The organism is Cloacibacterium sp. TD35 (assembly GCF_028864635.1).
Lineage (GTDB): Bacteria > Bacteroidota > Bacteroidia > Flavobacteriales > Weeksellaceae > Cloacibacterium.
On sequence record NZ_CP104850.1, the window covers coordinates 1,672,990 to 1,689,386 of the forward strand.

General features: G+C 30.5%; 12 protein-coding genes and 1 tRNA gene. 6 read left to right on the top strand and 7 right to left on the bottom strand.

What is annotated here, in order from left to right:
- Window positions 1–253 precede the first annotated feature (253 nt).
- Window positions 254–865 carry a recombinase family protein gene (locus N7277_RS07755; protein ID WP_274779001.1) on the top strand — a complete coding sequence of 204 codons (612 nt, stop codon included), beginning with the start codon at window positions 254–256 and terminating at the stop codon, window positions 863–865.
- Window positions 862–1,164 carry a hypothetical protein gene (locus N7277_RS07760; protein WP_274779002.1) on the top strand — a complete coding sequence of 101 codons (303 nt, stop codon included), beginning with the start codon at window positions 862–864 and terminating at the stop codon, window positions 1,162–1,164. Before N7277_RS07755 ends, N7277_RS07760 begins: the two co-directional genes overlap by 4 nt.
- Here the strand turns inward: N7277_RS07760 and N7277_RS07765 are convergent.
- The 7 genes from N7277_RS07765 to uvrA form a co-directional block, all read right to left on the bottom strand.
- A complete protein-coding gene (locus N7277_RS07765) occupies window positions 1,157–1,624 on the bottom strand; it encodes a hypothetical protein (RefSeq protein ID WP_274779003.1) in 468 nt (155 codons plus the stop codon). The two genes, N7277_RS07760 and N7277_RS07765, sit on opposite strands and share 8 nt — an antisense overlap.
- A 480-nt stretch (window positions 1,625–2,104) precedes the next feature.
- A complete protein-coding gene (locus N7277_RS07770) occupies window positions 2,105–3,559 on the bottom strand; it encodes a DNA methyltransferase (protein ID WP_274779004.1) in 1,455 nt (484 codons plus the stop codon).
- A 333-nt stretch (window positions 3,560–3,892) separates the two neighbouring features.
- A complete protein-coding gene (locus N7277_RS07775) occupies window positions 3,893–4,630 on the bottom strand; it encodes a hypothetical protein (protein WP_274779005.1) in 738 nt (245 codons plus the stop codon).
- 339 nt (window positions 4,631–4,969) lie between these two features.
- On the bottom strand, window positions 4,970–5,278 hold the full coding sequence (locus N7277_RS07780) for a T9SS type B sorting domain-containing protein (protein ID WP_274779006.1): 309 nt from the start codon (window positions 5,276–5,278) through the stop codon (window positions 4,970–4,972).
- A gap of 232 nt (window positions 5,279–5,510) precedes the next feature.
- Window positions 5,511–5,582 (bottom strand) — tRNA-Arg (locus N7277_RS07785).
- A 321-nt stretch (window positions 5,583–5,903) separates the two neighbouring features.
- Window positions 5,904–6,971 (bottom strand): YheT family hydrolase, encoded by a 1,068-nt coding sequence (locus tag N7277_RS07790; RefSeq protein ID WP_446715103.1) that lies wholly within the window; start codon window positions 6,969–6,971, stop codon window positions 5,904–5,906.
- Window positions 6,868–9,651, bottom strand: a complete 2,784-nt coding sequence (gene uvrA / locus N7277_RS07795) for an excinuclease ABC subunit UvrA (RefSeq protein ID WP_274779008.1) — start codon at window positions 9,649–9,651, stop codon at window positions 6,868–6,870. The genes N7277_RS07790 and uvrA overlap by 104 nt, the downstream gene beginning before the upstream one ends.
- A gap of 341 nt (window positions 9,652–9,992) precedes the next feature.
- Between uvrA and N7277_RS07800 the strand changes: the two genes are divergently transcribed.
- From N7277_RS07800 to pheT, 4 genes are all read left to right on the top strand, one after another.
- Window positions 9,993–11,786 (top strand): TonB-dependent receptor plug domain-containing protein, encoded by a 1,794-nt coding sequence (locus tag N7277_RS07800; protein WP_274779009.1) that lies wholly within the window; start codon window positions 9,993–9,995, stop codon window positions 11,784–11,786.
- 109 nt (window positions 11,787–11,895) lie between these two features.
- Window positions 11,896–12,525, top strand: coding sequence for a hypothetical protein (locus tag N7277_RS07805; protein WP_274779010.1), 630 nt, complete (start codon window positions 11,896–11,898; stop codon window positions 12,523–12,525).
- A 72-nt stretch (window positions 12,526–12,597) separates the two neighbouring features.
- The gene (gene dnaN, locus N7277_RS07810; RefSeq protein ID WP_069796875.1) at window positions 12,598–13,728 is read left to right on the top strand and encodes a DNA polymerase III subunit beta; all 1,131 of its coding nucleotides are present in this window, start codon (window positions 12,598–12,600) and stop codon (window positions 13,726–13,728) included.
- 239 nt (window positions 13,729–13,967) lie between these two features.
- Complete coding sequence (pheT, locus tag N7277_RS07815) at window positions 13,968–16,367, top strand: phenylalanine--tRNA ligase subunit beta (protein ID WP_274779011.1); 2,400 nt, start codon at window positions 13,968–13,970, stop codon at window positions 16,365–16,367.
- The last annotated feature ends 30 nt before the right edge of the window (window positions 16,368–16,397 follow it).

A 16,397-nucleotide genomic window follows, 5' to 3' on the forward strand; every position in this document is an offset into this window, starting at 1 on the left:
ATTGCCATCAGAATACACAGCGAAAGAATCATTATCTAAATTTATTTCATAAAATTGCCACTTATTTTTATGCTTTTTATTCTCTAAAATAATTTCATTAATTGTATCATTAGATTTTCCATAAAATTGAAACTATTCCTAAATAAATCAAAATAAAAATTGAAACACTTTGTATCCCGCATTAATAAAGGAAAATTTAGGCAAATCGGCTTTTTCGCTCTAAATTAGCATTGGGATATAAAATAGTACAATTATGAGAGTTAAATACAATCGTGTAAGCTCCATTTCCCAAACAGGAAATAGATTTGAGGAAGATACAGAAAAATATGATTTAGTATTGTTTGATAAGGTTTCAGGTTCGGTTCCTTTTTTTGAAAGAACAAAAGGTTCAGAACTTAAAATATTAGTTGAGAAACATAAGATAAAAGAAATAGTGGTTGAGGAGTTTTCAAGACTTGGAAGGAACACAGGTGATGTAATCAACACTCTTGATTGGTTAGAGAAGTATGGAGTAAATGTTTATGTCAGAAATATCGGTTTGTATTCAAGACCCAATGGAGTCAAAAATCCTATATGGAGGATGATTTCTTCCGTAATGTCATCTCTTTATGAAATGGAGTTGGAAAATATTAGAGAAAGAACCCGTGTGGGTAGGTTAATTTATATTCAGAAAGGAGGAGCCTTGGGTAGAAAAGTTGGAACTAAAGAAAGAGAAAGTGATTTTATCAATAAGCCTAAATCTAAGAAGGTATTAGATTATCTCAAAAAAGGATATAGTTTTAGGGAAATAAGTAAAATTTGTAAAGTATCGCTAGGAACAATTGTCAAAGTAAAAAAAGTAGGAACTAAATTACAATTATTATGAACGATTATGAATATGAAATAACTATGCTAAATAAGTTATTAAATAGAATAATGAAAAAAGATTGCAAAGAATTTTTAGCGGCAAGAATAAACCCACTTCAGTATATAGCTAACAGGGAAAATTACAATATTTATTGTCCAAAAGTATTGGATGTAAATATTAAATTAAAAAATTCTCCAACAATTACGGAAAAGTTAATTATAAGAAATGAACTTTTGAAGCTTTTGAATATTTTAATTAGTTTTGTTGGGGCATATTCTTATGCACCCATAGATGATATTAAGTTAAGATTTATTTAACACTCCAATTTCTAAATTCTGAACCAAATACATTCCAGCCGATATTCAGTTGGGACAAATTTTCAAGCTTATTTCTAAGTTTTGTTTTGTCTCCAACTTCAATAGAAATATTAAGTGGTGATATGATTTTATTGATTCTTGAAACGATTATATCTTTATCTATTCTTTCATCAAAATCCCTTTTGATTTGAAAGAAAATATCAAAATTTACCACTTTGTCTGATATTTCATAACGATAAAAACCTCCTTCGCCTATAAGGTCATTAAAGTATTCTCTGTTGTTTTGTTTGGGTCTGCCAAAATCTTCAGTGTGGGGAAAACTTATTTTTCCATTTTTTAATTTTTTCATAAAATCACCAATGGAGGAACATTTAGAAAAAAACTCTTTATAGCTAATGGTTAATTCTAAAAATACATATTCCTTATCCGAAGTAACATTGTTGTTTCTTTCTTCTTTCATATTTTTTATGATGTTCTTTATTCTTTTTCTCACTAAATTCATAAAATAAGTGTTTGTTTTACATAAGGGATAATCCCTTTTTATTGATTGGGAGTAGTTACAGACATTTAATCTTAAACTACTAATAACAGTTCCTGGCAAATAATGTCAGTATTAGTGTTGATAAAAGGTAAATAAACCACACATTTATCATTATTTTCAATGTTTATTGTTTAATAATTTACTATATTATTATTTTAATTAGGTGCTAAAAAATCTTAACTATAAATAGTAGTAATTCAGAAAATGTTAGAATTTTTCTAAAAAATTTTTTTTAATTTTTATAAGAAATTTCACATTTTGCTCTGATGGAGGAAATAAAAACAATTGATAGTAATGACGGGGGGATACTTGCAACAAGAAGTAAGGAAGGAGGGAAGGAAGGGGGTATGAAAAAAATCCGTAATCATTTTACGGATTTTTGAAACCAATTAACTATTTTTAGGCTACATTTTCAAGAATATAATCAGAAAGCCTTATTTCAGAAGCCATAACAAACTGAGGACTCAATTCATAACCAATATATCTTCTGTTAGTTAATAATGAAGCCTCTCCTGTAGTTGAGGTTCCGCTAAACATATCTAATATTGTATCTCCCGGATTTGATGTGGATAATGTAAATATTAACGGTAGCGTGATGGGGAATGTCGCAGAGTGTTCCATTAAAAAACCTTTTTCTAAACATTTGTTTCTTAATTCTACAGTATTTGAAATATTATGTTTTATTATGTTATCTCTAAAATCAATACCTGATATTAATTTTGGAGCCTTTAAGTTGGTCCCTACTGATATTGTGTTATTTTCGTCAATAAAATCTTTCAACCATTCTTCATCGTAGTAGTAGTTTTTTATATCTTTCACAAAATGGTAAATAGGTTCAAAATTTCTAAGACTTCTTTTCCCTGTACTATATTGACTATTAGGTTTTATCCATTGATATTGGTCTATATATTTCCAGCCTTTTTTTATCATTTCACATAAAAATAATTCAGGAACAGATTGGTACTCTCCATCAATAATACAATCGTTAATATTGACAAATAAAGACCCCTCATTACTTAAAACTCTTTTTGCGTCTTCAAATAATTCTACTAAATTATAAACATAGGTTTCTTTTTCTTTTTCTAAGCCTAATTGGTTCTTGCCAATACCATAGTCTCTCATATTAAAATATGGTGGAGATGTCATAATGGTTTGAATGTATCCATCAGGAATTTCACTCATATTTTCACAAGACTTATTGTATATACATGCTTTATCGGAAATCAATTCATAAAACTCAGGAATTTTATCCTCATTATTTTTCTTAAGAAGTTTTTCTTCTAATTTTATATCTAATTGATTTAAAGTAATTTCATTCTTATCTACTTTTGACAGTTCCAAATTTAATTTTTCAATATCATTACCATAAAGTAGAAAAACCTTTTTTTCAATAGCTTTAAGTTTATTGACTGTATATTTTCCTATTTTATTTAAGACAGCATCTTTTTCTTCTTTTACAATTTTTAACTGAGGGTCTAAATCTGTTCTTTGTCCTCTTTTTAATGAGTAATATTTTTCAAAAAATCTTATTTCAGTAGCAATTTCAACTAAAGTTTTCTTTCTGAATTGATTAGAAGAAACTGCAAGAATATCTTTATCACATTCTTCAACATCAATAAAGACAACAGGTATTTCATTAATGTTTAGTTCTAAAGCTATTTGATATCTTAAATTGCCTGAAATAATTTCATAGTTCCTGCTAATTAATAAAGGTGTTAATATACCGAATTCTCTAATGTTTTCTCGAATTTCTTCATAATTCTCAGGAGTTGAGTATAAAGAATTTAAGGTTGAATTTGTTTTTAAAAGATTTGTAGCCACCAAAGAAAATTTTGGCATAACTTTAATGTTCATAATACTTTTTTTTTAAATAAAAACCATAACGATTGGTTGCTTCGGGTTTTAGATTTTGAGTTTCTCCTCTCAATATTTTTTAATGACGTTTTATCGTCTCTGCCGGCAGGAAATAAGATGAATTAATAACTTACATTATTAAAAATAACATTTTGGAAAAACGCAAACGAATTTAAAAATGTTTTTTCCCCTTATAATGTTATTTATTCATTATTGAAATTATTACATCATCTAATCTCGAGTCAAAGCTAATAAGCATTTCGGAAAATAGCAAACGTTTTTGCAACTATTTTTATTATTTTTTCAAAACTGCCTATTCATGCCTTTTTCAGGCTATTTATTTTTAGGGATATTGATGAAAACAGGGTGATTTTTATCTAAAAATTGAGAAATTACTTGACGAATTTCTCTATCTAAATCTTCTTTTTGGTAATTTTCAATACTTTTTTGTTTTAAAGTATATCTTTTAAGAAGATAACGGGGAGCTTTTTCTTTGTTTGGGATATTAAATCCCCATTTTATGTTAATTATTACCTTGTCAGATTGGTCTTTTTTTGATTGAGAAAGATAATAAATAGGAGATAATCGGTATTCTAGCTCTTTTAATTTCTCTTTCCAATATTCATACAATTCAACCTCATATTTCATTGAAGATAAGTCTTTTGTATCAATTATATCTAATGGGGATTTCTCTAAAAAAAAGTGTCTTATTTTTTCAGTGGCTATTTTTGGAATATTTTCATCAAATTTCCCTTCAGGAAAGTTATTTTTATTGCCTAAATAAACTGAAATACTTTTATCTTCTAAATAGTTACCTTCATATAGAAATTTCCATTTGACATTAGCAATAATACTTTCAGAAGTATTCCTATTCTTAATTTCATATAATTTATATTCAGGTGCTTTAAGGTATTCTTCTTTCTCACAGTTAAGTTTCCAATTTTCATAATTAATAATTGAACTCTTGTGTCTCTCATAAAAATTATTCAATGATTGCTTTATAAAATCAATCACTGCTGAATTAAAGTTTTCAAAAGAAAGAATCCTTTCTGTAAGCCTTAGCATTTCCATAATATGTAAGCAAAAATAAGCAACTTTATATTAATAGAAAAAAAAATACAATACTAATAAAAAAATAGAATCAACCTATCCACAATTCTTATGAATTAGAAATCAAATAATAATTAATAATCAAAGAATAATAAGTTAATATTTATTTGAATATTCTTTGAGTAAATTTGATATTATAATTCCATTTACTCCAACAAATTTCAGGTATTTATAAAAGTATTTAATAAATAAACTTTTTTTTTTGAAAACTCTCCTAAAGTTTTTTATAAATGGTATCCATTTTTTGCTTACGATTTACAGTTTTTCATAAATCAGAGATTAAATTAATTTAATCTCTGATTATTCATTTTTAATTGCTAAAAACCCTTTTTTTTCTTCTCCGTTCTCAAATAATAAAATATACCAATATACACCCGATGGTAATTGTTTGTTATTATATCTTCCATCCCATTCAAAATTTACATTTCCATTTAAATTGACTTTTTTTCTCAAAATTTCACCTCCTTTTGAATCAATAATTATGATGGTTGTATTAGGGAATTTTTGAAGACCAGATATTATCCATTTATCATTTTTTCCATCTCCATTAGGTGTTATAATATTAGGAATAATAGTTGTTGATGATTTAGAGTGATTAACGCTTTTCAATAGTTCTAAGTAACAGTTATTAAATATTAACTTAATTATATTTGAGAAGAGGTTATGGTTATTTTTTTGGAAATTTAATTAAAGAAAATATAAGAAAAGTATGGACTGTATTTTCTAAAACCGATGTCAATTATTTTCTAACTACTGCAGTTTTTACTGCAGTACTATCAAAAAGAAGGGAAAAATTTAAGGGTTTAAAAATGGATAAAAACCAATGCTGGATAAGTTTTTGTAGCCTCAACAGGAATCGAACCTGTATCTAAAGTTTAGGAAACTTCTATTCTATCCATTGAACTATGAGGCCAATAAACAAATTTAAAAAATTAAAATCAGACCTTAGGTCTGATTTTTTTATGATTTTGGTCAATGAAATAGTAAAAGAACCCGCCCTTTAGAAGCGAGTTCAGTAGATAAAGACATCTCATTTTTTTAGTTAAAAGCCAAAAGAAAAGGGAAGCCGACGATGCTTCCCTTAAATTTTTATCTCAAAGTGAATAATGATTTCTAGTGAATTGGATACAGAAAAATGCATAACTTTTATTTTTCTGAATTAAAATTACAAATTATTCTAAATCACTATATTAACGGAATGTTAATATTCACATTTTCTACACAATTTTTTTGTTTATAAATATTGCTGTGCAAATTCTAATGATTTATTTTCGGTGTAAAAGGTGTTGTTTTTATCCAAAAATCCTACATGTCCACCAAAGTCAGGAATCTCTAAATGTAAAAAAGAATTAACTAAAGCCTCTTCTTTAGGAAAACAACTTTCAGAAAGGAAACTATCATTTTTAGCATTTATAAGGAGAGTAGGAATTTTGATTTTCTTTAAAAACTGTTTAGAACTGCATTTTTCGTAATAGTCAAAAGCATCTGTAAATCCATTAACCTTTGATGTGTATACATCATCAAATTCCTTTAAATCTTTGATGTTTTTAATTTCTGATTCAGATAAAAATTCTGGAAATCTTTTGCACTTAAGTAACGTTTTCTTTTTTAGGGTTTTCAGAAAATTGTTTGCATACAAAAGATTTCTTTTAGAGGTTAATTTGTGCATAGAACCTTTTAAATCTATTGGTGTAGAAATGGCAATAACTGCTTTTATTTTATGAGAAATTTCTCTTTCTTCACCAGCGTATTTCAAACACAAATTTCCACCTAGGCTAAACCCGTTTAGAATAATTTTTTCATAGTTTTTAGAAAGCACATTTTCTATCACTTCTTGCACATCATCTGTTCTTCCAGAATGATAAGAATAATTGACTCTATTGCTTTCTCCAGAACAATCCCTGTGGTTTACAGCACAACAATCAAACCCGTTTTCATTGAATATTTTTGCTGCTCCCAACATATAATGTCTCTGTGCGCTACCTTCTAAACCATGAAATAAAATAATACAACGGTCTGTTTTTTCTTTGGCAAAACTCCAATCTAAATCCAGAAAATCGCCATCAGAAAGTTCTAGCCTTTCTCTTTGTTGAGTTACATCAGATACTTTTCTAAACAAAGCACTGTAAATAGTAGAAAAATCTCCATTTCTGAAGATTTTTTTAGGTTGATATTCGGAATGGAGAATAGGCATTTTATTACAATTTTTCAGCAACAAACTTTGCTGTTCTAGAGAATTTATCTTGTGCCAACTCTTCTGGAGTTCCTGCAAAAACCACTTCGCCACCGTGCTTTCCAGCATCTGGACCTATGTCTATAACGTAATCTGCAGATTTTATAATATCTGGTTGGTGTTCAATCACAATCACAGAATGTCCTAATCCAATTAACGCTTGAAGTGATTTCAAAAGTTTATTAATATCATGAAAATGCAATCCTGTACTCGGTTCATCGAAAACGAAAAGCGTTTTTTCTGTTGTTGCTCCTTTTACCAAAAACGAAGCCAGTTTTACTCTTTGAGCTTCACCACCAGAAAGCGTAGAAGAACTTTGCCCTAATTGCAAATACCCCAAACCTACATCTTGAAGTGGTTTTAGTTTGGTCACAATTTTTTCTTCGTGGTTTTCAGAGAAAAATTCAAGTGCTTCATCTACAGTCATGTGTAAAATATCCGAAATATTTTTTTCATCATATTTTACTTCCAGAATTTCGTCTTTGAAACGTGTTCCGTGGCAATGTTCGCATTCTAACTCAATATCTGCCATAAACTGCATAGAAACCGTAATTACACCTTCTCCTTTGCATTCATCACATCTTCCACCATCTACGTTGAAAGAAAAATGTTTTGGTTTCAGCCCTTGAACTTTTGCAGATTTTTGTTTCGCAAAAAGGTCTCTGATGTCATCATAAGCCTTCAAATAGGTTACAGGATTAGAACGAGACGATTTTCCGATAGGGTTTTGGTCAATCAACTCTATATTTTGAATCACTTTTTTAGGGAATTCCACCGAATCGTAATCGGCTTTTTTACCGCCCATTCCCAATTCTATCTGAATGGCATTCGTGAGGATTTCTTTCATTAAAGTAGATTTTCCACTTCCCGAAACGCCCGAAATTACGGTAAGAACTTCCAAAGGAACATCTACATCTATATTTTTAAGATTGTTCTGTCTTGCTCCTTTTATTTTGATGAATTCTTTCGGTTTTCTTCTGGTTTTAGGAACTTCTATTTCTAATCTTCCTGTTAAATATTTTGAGGTTAAAGTATCTGCATCTTTCAATTCCTTGAAATTTCCTGCAAAAACCAATTCGCCACCCAAAAATCCAGCTTCTGGACCGATGTCTATAATGTAATCCGCCGCTTTCATTACGTCTTCATCATGTTCTACCACAATGACCGTATTTCCTAAATCTCGAAGATTTTTAAGAACTTCTATTAAATTTTCGGTATCTCTAGAGTGTAAACCAATACTTGGTTCATCTAAAATATAAATACTTCCCACCAAAGAACTACCGAGTGAAGTAGCCAAGTTTATCCTTTGTGATTCGCCACCAGAAAGCGTGTTAGAAGTTCTATTTAAAGTCAAATATCCTAATCCAACTTTATTCAAAAATTCTAAACGAGTAACAATTTCATAGGTTAGTCTTTTGGCGATTTCCGCATCGTGTTTGTTCAGTTTCAAGTTTTTCATCAATGGTAAAAGCTCGTCCAAAGGAATTTCTACCAATGATTGAATGTCATGACCATCAATTTTCACATATTCTGTTTCCGGACGAAGACGTTTTCCTTCACAAGTTGGGCAAAGTGTTTTTCCACGGTATCTGGAAAGCATGACTCTGTACTGAATTTTGTACAAATTTTCTTCCAGCATTTTGAAAAAATTATCAATGCTCGGGAAGTTTTTGGTTTTATCGCCTCTCCAAAGATAATTTTTCTGCTCTTTTGTGAGTTGATGATATGGTTTATGAATAGGGAAATCTTTTGCTTTTTTAATGAAATCTCTTTTCCATTCGCTCATGGTTTCACCACGCCAAGAAGCAACTGCATCTTCAAAAACCGACAAATTTTTATTCGGAATCACCAGATCTTCATCAATTCCGATTACTTTTCCGTAACCTTCACATTCTGGACAAGCGCCATAAGGATTATTAAAACTGAAAAAATGAACATTGGGTTCGTTAAAAGTAATGCCATCTAGTTCAAATTTATTAGAAAATTCTTTTACGTTTTCGGTTTCAATTTCTTTTAAAGAGCAAGTTCCGTGACCTTCATAAAAAGCCATTTGAACAGAATCTGCCAATCTTTGAAGAAAATGTTCGTCATTATCATAAGAAAATCTATCTATCACGAGATGAATTTCCATCGATTCTTCTGGAACGAAACCAAAACTTTCTAAATCTTCAATATTGGCAAGGTTTCCATTGATTTCTAATCTTGTAAAACCTGCAACTTTTAATGTTTTAAGTTGTTCTTTGAATTTTTTAACTTCAAAAAGAAGCGGCGCTCTTAGAAGAAAAGTTTTCCCTTCATTATTAGCGATATAATCTATCACATCTGTCACCGAATCTTTTTTAACTTCGTCTCCAGAAATAGGAGAGTAGGTTCTGCCAACTCTGGCAAATAGCAATTTTAGATAATCATAAATTTCGGTAGATGTTCCAACTGTAGAACGCGGATTACTAGAAATAACCTTCTGCTGAATTGCGATAGAAGGTGCTAAGCCTTTGATATCATCAATTTTTGGTTTTTCTAATTTACCAAGAAACTGACGAGCATAAGAACTCAAAGATTCTACATAACGTCTCTGTCCTTCCGCATAAATAGTGTCAAAAGCAAGCGAAGATTTTCCGCTTCCTGAAACACCAGTAATCACGATGAGTTTGTTTTTCGGAATCAGTACATCTATGTGTTTTAGGTTGTTTAGATGTGCGTTTTTTACGAAAATATGTTTTTTGATGTCGATATCTTGAGTTGTAATCATAATGAATTGAAGAAGAGCAAAATTACGTAAAAATTACTGAATTTTGAAAGGATAAGCCGATGTAAAAGTTGTAAAATTTAACATTAATATTTTTGAATATTTAAAAAAATATTTAATATTTGTAGTGCAAATTGTAATTAAAAGTAATTATGAAAAGACTCATTAAACAATTAATTGCACATTTGATGAGAATGAGGTAGCTAGTAATAATTATCTAGTAACCATAAAGGACACAGATTTTTTTTGTGTCCTTTTTTGTTTATTAAGAATTTTAAGGATTTAGATTTTTTTACTCTAAATTTTTCATATAAATTTGGCCGATTTTTTATGAAAATTAAAATATGAAAAAAACAATTTTAAGCGCAGCTCTGTTAACCCTTTTCGTAAGTGTTAATGCGCAAGAAAGAACAATTGAGGAGGTAGAATTAACTGGTAAACTGGTGAATATGCCTTTCAAAAAATCTAATGTAAATATCACAGTTATTACAAAATCTGAAATTAAGAATATTCCTGCACAAAGTATTGATGAAGCGATTGCTTATTATACGGGTGTAGATATTAGAAAACGTGGTGCAAATGGCGTTCAGACCGATATTTCTCTCAGAGGAAGTTCTTTTGAACAAGTTTTGGTTCTGATCAATGGTGTAAGGATGAATGATGCACAAACTGGTCATAATACTATGAATTTTCCGTTTGATTTAGCTTCTGTAGAGAAAATTGAAATCTTGAAAGGTCCTGCCGCAAGAAGATACGGACAAGGTGCTTATGCTGGTGTTGTAAATGTAGTGACCAAAGTTTCTTCGGAAAACAACTTAACGATTAATGGAGAAGTTGGGGATTTTTCTACACATGGTTTCGGTATTGCTGCAAATTTCGGCGGCGAAAAATTTAGAAATTTTATTCAGGTTAATAATACAGAATCAGATGGTTATCGATACAATACAGATTATAAAATTAAAAATATCTGGTATCAAAATCAATTTGATATAGAAAACGGAAACGTAAAAATTCAAGCGGGAATTCAAGAAAAAAAGTTCGGGGCCAATGGTTTTTATGCTTCACCAGCTTTTAAGGATCAATATGAAGAAGTTCAAACCTCTTTGGTGGCAGCTTCTTTAGAGAAGAAAATGGGAGAAAATTTAGGTTTTGCGACTCGTTTGTATTGGAGAAGAGCTCAGGATATGTACTTGTTTGTTAGAAATAATCCTGCAGCTTATAGAAATATGCACATCGGGAATAATATAGGAATTGATGCAAATGTAAATTACAAATCTGAATTCGGAATTACAGGGCTAGGTATAGATATACGAAAAGAATTTCTTGAAAGTAACAGATTAGGAAGCAGAGAAAGAACCGTTACCAATGCTTTTTTAGAGCATCATTTGTCATTTTTTAAAGAAAAATTAAACATTACGCCAGGTATTTCTTTCACGAGTTTTAGCAATGATAAAACATACTTTTATCCAGGAATTGATGCGAGTTTTACCAACGGAGATTCTAAGTTTTTCGGAAATTTTTCTAAAGTGAATAGAATTCCCACTTATACCGACTTGTATTACGTAAGTCCTTCTGAACAAGGAAATGCCAATTTGATGGCTGAAGAAGCATTAACAGGAGAGTTAGGTTACATTTACAAAACCAATAAAACTTTGCTCAAAGCATCTGCGTTTTGGAGAAAGTCTGATAACGCTATCGATTGGCAAAAAGCTACGCCAACTTCACCTTGGACTGCACAAAACATCGGAAAAATAGAAACGAAAGGGTTGGAAGTAGAAGCAGATTATCAATTCGCTTCATGGGTTGGAACTTCTGTAGGTTATACGTACATAGATAATCAAAGATTAGCCAGCAACATTGTTTCCAGATATTCTTTAGACAATTTAAAACATCAGTTTGTAGCTAAGTTGAGAAATAAGTTTGGGAATTTTTCAAATGAATTGATTTACAGGTATAATGACAGGGTTTCTCTAGGGAGTTATAATCTATTAGACAATAAATTAAACTACACTGCAAAACAGTTTAACATCTACGTTTTGGTGAATAACATTACCAATGTAAAATACACCGAAACCTCTCTGGTAGAAATGCCAGGAACATGGTTTCATTTAGGGTTTAATTATCAATTTAAATTATAATTGTTAAATCCCGAGAAAAAATCTTTTCTCGGGATTTTTTTATAAAAAATGCTCATTAAAAAAGAAAAATTTCGTTACTTTTACCAAAGTATTAATCATTTTTAAAACCATGAAAAAACTTATTATTCTTTTCTTTTCCATCTTTTCATTATGCTCTTATTCACAAGAAGATTTTAAGAAAAAAATAGCGCAAGATGCATGTAAATGCATAGGAGAAATTAAGCCCGAAAAAAAATCTAAAGAAGTAATGCAAATGCAATTAGGGCTATGTTTTATAAAGGTGGCAACTCCTTACAAAGAGCAAATAAAAAAAGAATATGGCATAGATTTATCAAAAGATATTTCTAATGAAGCTAAAATGGAAGAATTGGGTGAGAAATTAGGTGTACTTATGGTTTCAGAATGTGCAGATACTTTTATCAGTTTTGTAGATAAATCAGGATATGGAGAACAGTATGCTCAGGAGACAGCTGAGGAAAGTTCGGCAGATTTTATGAATGGTGAGATCACCAGAATAGAAAAAGATGCTTTTGTGATTTTTTATTTAAAAGGCGATAATGGTATATTGACTAAATTTTATTGGATTTCTAATGTAGACTCTAATATAGAACTCGAAAAAAAATATCAAGATTTAGTAGGCAAAAAAGTAAATATTAGTTATTACTCTGCTGATATCTTTGATCATAAAATAAATGACTATAGAAAAGTCAATATTCTCTCAATGTTGAAAACTGAATAAAATTTAATGATTTTCGACTTTGTCTATTATTATCAAAATTGTATCTTTGTATACTTAATAATTTTTTAATTTATGAAATTTATAGTTGCAAGTGGCGAATTACAGAAAGCTCTAAACGTGGTAAGTGGTGTAATTTCTAGTTCGCAGTCAAGACCCATTTTAGAAAATTTTCTTTTTGAATTAGAAAATGAAATTCTAAAAATAACTGCTTCTGATGGCGAAACCACACTTATTACTTCTCTTGCTGTAAAATCTGATGATCAAGGCAAAATTGCTGTTCCTGCAAAAATTTTTCAAGATTTAATTAAAACTTTTGGAGACCAACCGCTTACTTTTTCAGTTAAAGATTCTGAGTCTGGTGAAGGTGGTCTTTTAGAAATTTTAGACGAAAAAGACAATTACGAAGTAGCGCTAGATAATGCAGAAGATTATCCAGAATTACCAGAATTTGACGCGTCTCAAAAAGTAACGCTTGCTTCTGGTGTTTTAGCAGATGCGCTAAGCAATACCTTGTTTGCAACAAGCAACGATTCTCTAAGACCTGTGATGACAGGGGTTCTTTTCCAGTTTACAGAAAAAGAAACCAATTTCGTATCTACAGATTCTCATAGATTAGTGGTTTATAAAAGAACAGATGTTACCAATAAAGAAGCGGTAGAGTTTATTATGCCGAAGAAACCGTTGTCTATTTTCAAAAATATTTTGTCAAATTCTAATGACGAAGTAACCATCGAGTTTAATGAAAATATGGCGAAATTCACTTTCGGAGAAAATATCTGGATTTGTAGATTAATTGACGGAAAATATCCTAATTACTCTGCAGTAATTCCTAAAGAAAATCCTAATGTTTTAACGGTAAACAGAAACTTATTGTTAAGTTCTATTAGAAGAGCGAGTATTTTATCAAACAAATCTACCAACCAAGTTAGATTTAAGCTTTCTGGTAATGTATTGCATCTTCATGCAGAAGATACAGAATATGCAAACAAAGCAGATATGAATATTCCTTGTGATTATAAAGGTGAAGATATCAACATCGGTTTCAGTTCTAAATTTTTAACAGAAATGTTATCTGTTTTAGGTTCTGAAGACATCACGATGAAAATGTCTCAGCCAAACAGACCAGGAATTGTAGAACCAGTAGATGGTTTAGACGAAAACGAACACATCTTAATGCTTTCTATGCCAGTAATTGGAATGTAATATTTTTACAATAGCCAGGTAAAAAGGCAAAAGTAAAAAGTGTAAAATATTAATAGAGTCGTCTCGAAATTTCGAGACGACTTTTTTATTGAATTTCAATTTGGCTCTACCCAAAACCTAATTTGCAATTCTAAAATTTCCTTATCTCTCAAAAAATCACGATATTTGCAAACTTATAAAAGTTATTTGTTTTTTGATACCTCAAATCTCAAATCTCAAATCTCAAATCTTTTTAAAAAATGAAAATCTCAAACAATTGGTTAAAAGACTTTATTAAGACAGATTTAGCAACAGATAAAATTGGTGCTTATCTTACAGATATTGGTCTTGAAGTAGAAGGAATAGAAAAATTTGAATCTGTAAAAGGCAGTTTAGAAGGAATCGTAGTAGGAAAAGTATTGACTTGCGAACAACATCCTAATGCAGATAAACTCAAAAAAACTACTGTAGATATTGGCGGTGACCAAATTTTAGAAATTGTTTGTGGCGCTCCTAATGTTGCTGCCGGTCAAACTGTTCCTATTGCTGTAATTGGTACTAAAATCTATGCTAAAGACGGCAGTGCCTTCGAAATGAAAGAAGCAAAAATTCGTGGAGAAAAATCTCAAGGAATGATTTGTGCAGAAGATGAGTTAGGGCTTTCGGACGATCACGGCGGAATTATGGTTCTAGACGAAAAAATCTACAAAGTAGGAGAACCTTTTGCAAAATATTTTGATTTAACTAATGACGAGGTATACGAAATCGGTTTAACACCAAACAGAACAGACGCGATGTCTCACTATGGTGTAGCTAGAGATTTACATGCTTTTCTTTCAACCAACGGTTTAAAGTCTGAATTCGAAAAAGTTTCTACTGTTTTAGTGAATACAGAAGGTGAACATGGTTTTGAACTAGAAGTAGAAGATGAAACATTATGCCCAAGATATATTGGTGCTGTAATCGAAAATGTGAAAATTGAAGAATCACCAGAATGGTTGAAAGACAGATTAAAAGCCATCGGACTTTCCCCAATTAATAATGTAGTAGATATTACCAATTATATTTTACATGGTTTTGGTCAGCCTCTTCACGCTTTTGATGCAGATAAAATTGCAGGCAAAAAAGTAAAAGTAGGCGTAAATGATGCAGGAACTAAGTTTGTTACTTTAGATGGTGTAGAAAGAACCCTTAATGGTTCAGAAATCATGATTAAAGACGGAAACAACAAGCCAATGTGTATTGGTGGTGTTTTCGGAGGAAATGACAGTGGCGTTTCAGAAACTACTACGACTATTTTCTTAGAGTCTGCCTACTTCAATCCAGTAGCGATTAGAAAAGCTGCAAAAGCTCACGGATTAAATACAGATGCTTCTTTCCGTTTCGAACGTGGAGTAGACCCTAATAATACCCGAACGGTGATTACTCATGCCATCAAAATGATTGAAGAAATCGCTGGTGGTAAAAAAATAGGAAATCTTTTAGAGTTTTATCCTAAAAAAATAGAAGATGCTAATGTTATTTTTAGATATTCTCAACTCGATAAAATTTTAGGAATTAAAATTCACAGAGAGAAAGTAAAAGAAATTTTAAAATCATTGGATATTTCTGTTCTTAATGATATTCCAGATGGATTAGAATTGTCTGTTCCTGCTTATAGAGCAGATGTGACTAGAGAAATAGACGTAATAGAAGAAATTCTTAGAATTTACGGTTATAATAAAGTAGATGCGCCTCAAAAAATAGCATTTACTCCAGTAAAATTAAGTGTAAATGACCAAGATGAACTAGAAAATTCTTGGGCAAGAACGCTCCAAAGCAATGGCTTCAATGAAGTGATGAACAATTCATTAACCAGCGTAAAAGACGAAAACAACGCTGTAAAACTCTTGAATCCTTTGAGTGGAGATTTAGCTTTTATGAGAAAATCTTTATTAGAAGGGCTTTTAGAAAATGCAGTATACAATATCAATCGTAAAAATGCGGATATAAAATTCTTTGAATTAGGTAAAATTTATCACAAATTTGAGAAGTATGAAGAAAGAAAACAATTAGCATTGCTTACAACAGGTAGAACGTATGCAGAAAACTGGTTAATGCCAAAATCTTCATCTGATTTTTACATGCTAAAAGCTTATGTTAAAGTACTTCTTGATAGATTAAATCTAGTTACACAAGAAAAATCTTTAGAGGACGAAAGATTCGGTGATGCTCTAGAAATTACAGCAAACGGAAAAACCATTGCCAGATTAGGGAAAGTATCTCCTAAACTATTGAAAGAGTTTGATATAGAACAAGAATGCTTCTATGCAGAAATAGAGTTAGAAACTTGTCAAGCGCTTAGAAATACAGATAATTTCAAATTCGTAGATATTCCGAAATTCAATAAAATCAGAAGAGATTTAGCGCTATTGGTAGATAAAAATGTTTCTTATGCAGATCTATACGCTTCGGCGAGAAAAAATAAATCTAAATTCCTTAAAAACATCAATCTATTCGACGTTTACGAAGGAAAAAACTTACCAGAAGGCAAGAAATCTTACGCTATGAGTTTCGAGTTGTTAAACGAGGAAAAAACCTTAGAAGACAAAGAAATTACAGAAGTGATGAACTCACTGATTAAGAATTTTCAAAAAGAATTCAGCGCAGAATTAAGATAATTTAGTAAAAATTTAAGTCGAGATGAGAAT

Bases quoted from the DNA above. Each gene is read 5' to 3' on its own strand.
- N7277_RS07755 (WP_274779001.1), top strand. From the start codon at position 254: ATGAGAGTTAAATACAATCGTGTAAGCTCCATTTCCCAAACAGGAAAT.
- N7277_RS07760 (WP_274779002.1), top strand. From the start codon at position 862: ATGAACGATTATGAATATGAAATAACTATGCTAAATAAGTTATTAAAT.
- N7277_RS07765 (WP_274779003.1), bottom strand. From the start codon at position 1,624: ATGAAAGAAGAAAGAAACAACAATGTTACTTCGGATAAGGAATATGTA.
- N7277_RS07770 (WP_274779004.1), bottom strand. From the start codon at position 3,559: ATGAACATTAAAGTTATGCCAAAATTTTCTTTGGTGGCTACAAATCTT.
- N7277_RS07775 (WP_274779005.1), bottom strand. From the start codon at position 4,630: ATGGAAATGCTAAGGCTTACAGAAAGGATTCTTTCTTTTGAAAACTTT.
- N7277_RS07790 (WP_446715103.1), bottom strand. From the start codon at position 6,971: ATGCTGGAAAGCACGGTGGCGAAGTGGTTTTTGCAGGAACTCCAGAAG.
- uvrA (WP_274779008.1), bottom strand. From the start codon at position 9,651: ATGATTACAACTCAAGATATCGACATCAAAAAACATATTTTCGTAAAA.
- N7277_RS07800 (WP_274779009.1), top strand. From the start codon at position 9,993: ATGAAAAAAACAATTTTAAGCGCAGCTCTGTTAACCCTTTTCGTAAGT.
- N7277_RS07805 (WP_274779010.1), top strand. From the start codon at position 11,896: ATGAAAAAACTTATTATTCTTTTCTTTTCCATCTTTTCATTATGCTCT.
- dnaN (WP_069796875.1), top strand. From the start codon at position 12,598: ATGAAATTTATAGTTGCAAGTGGCGAATTACAGAAAGCTCTAAACGTG.
- pheT (WP_274779011.1), top strand. From the start codon at position 13,968: ATGAAAATCTCAAACAATTGGTTAAAAGACTTTATTAAGACAGATTTA.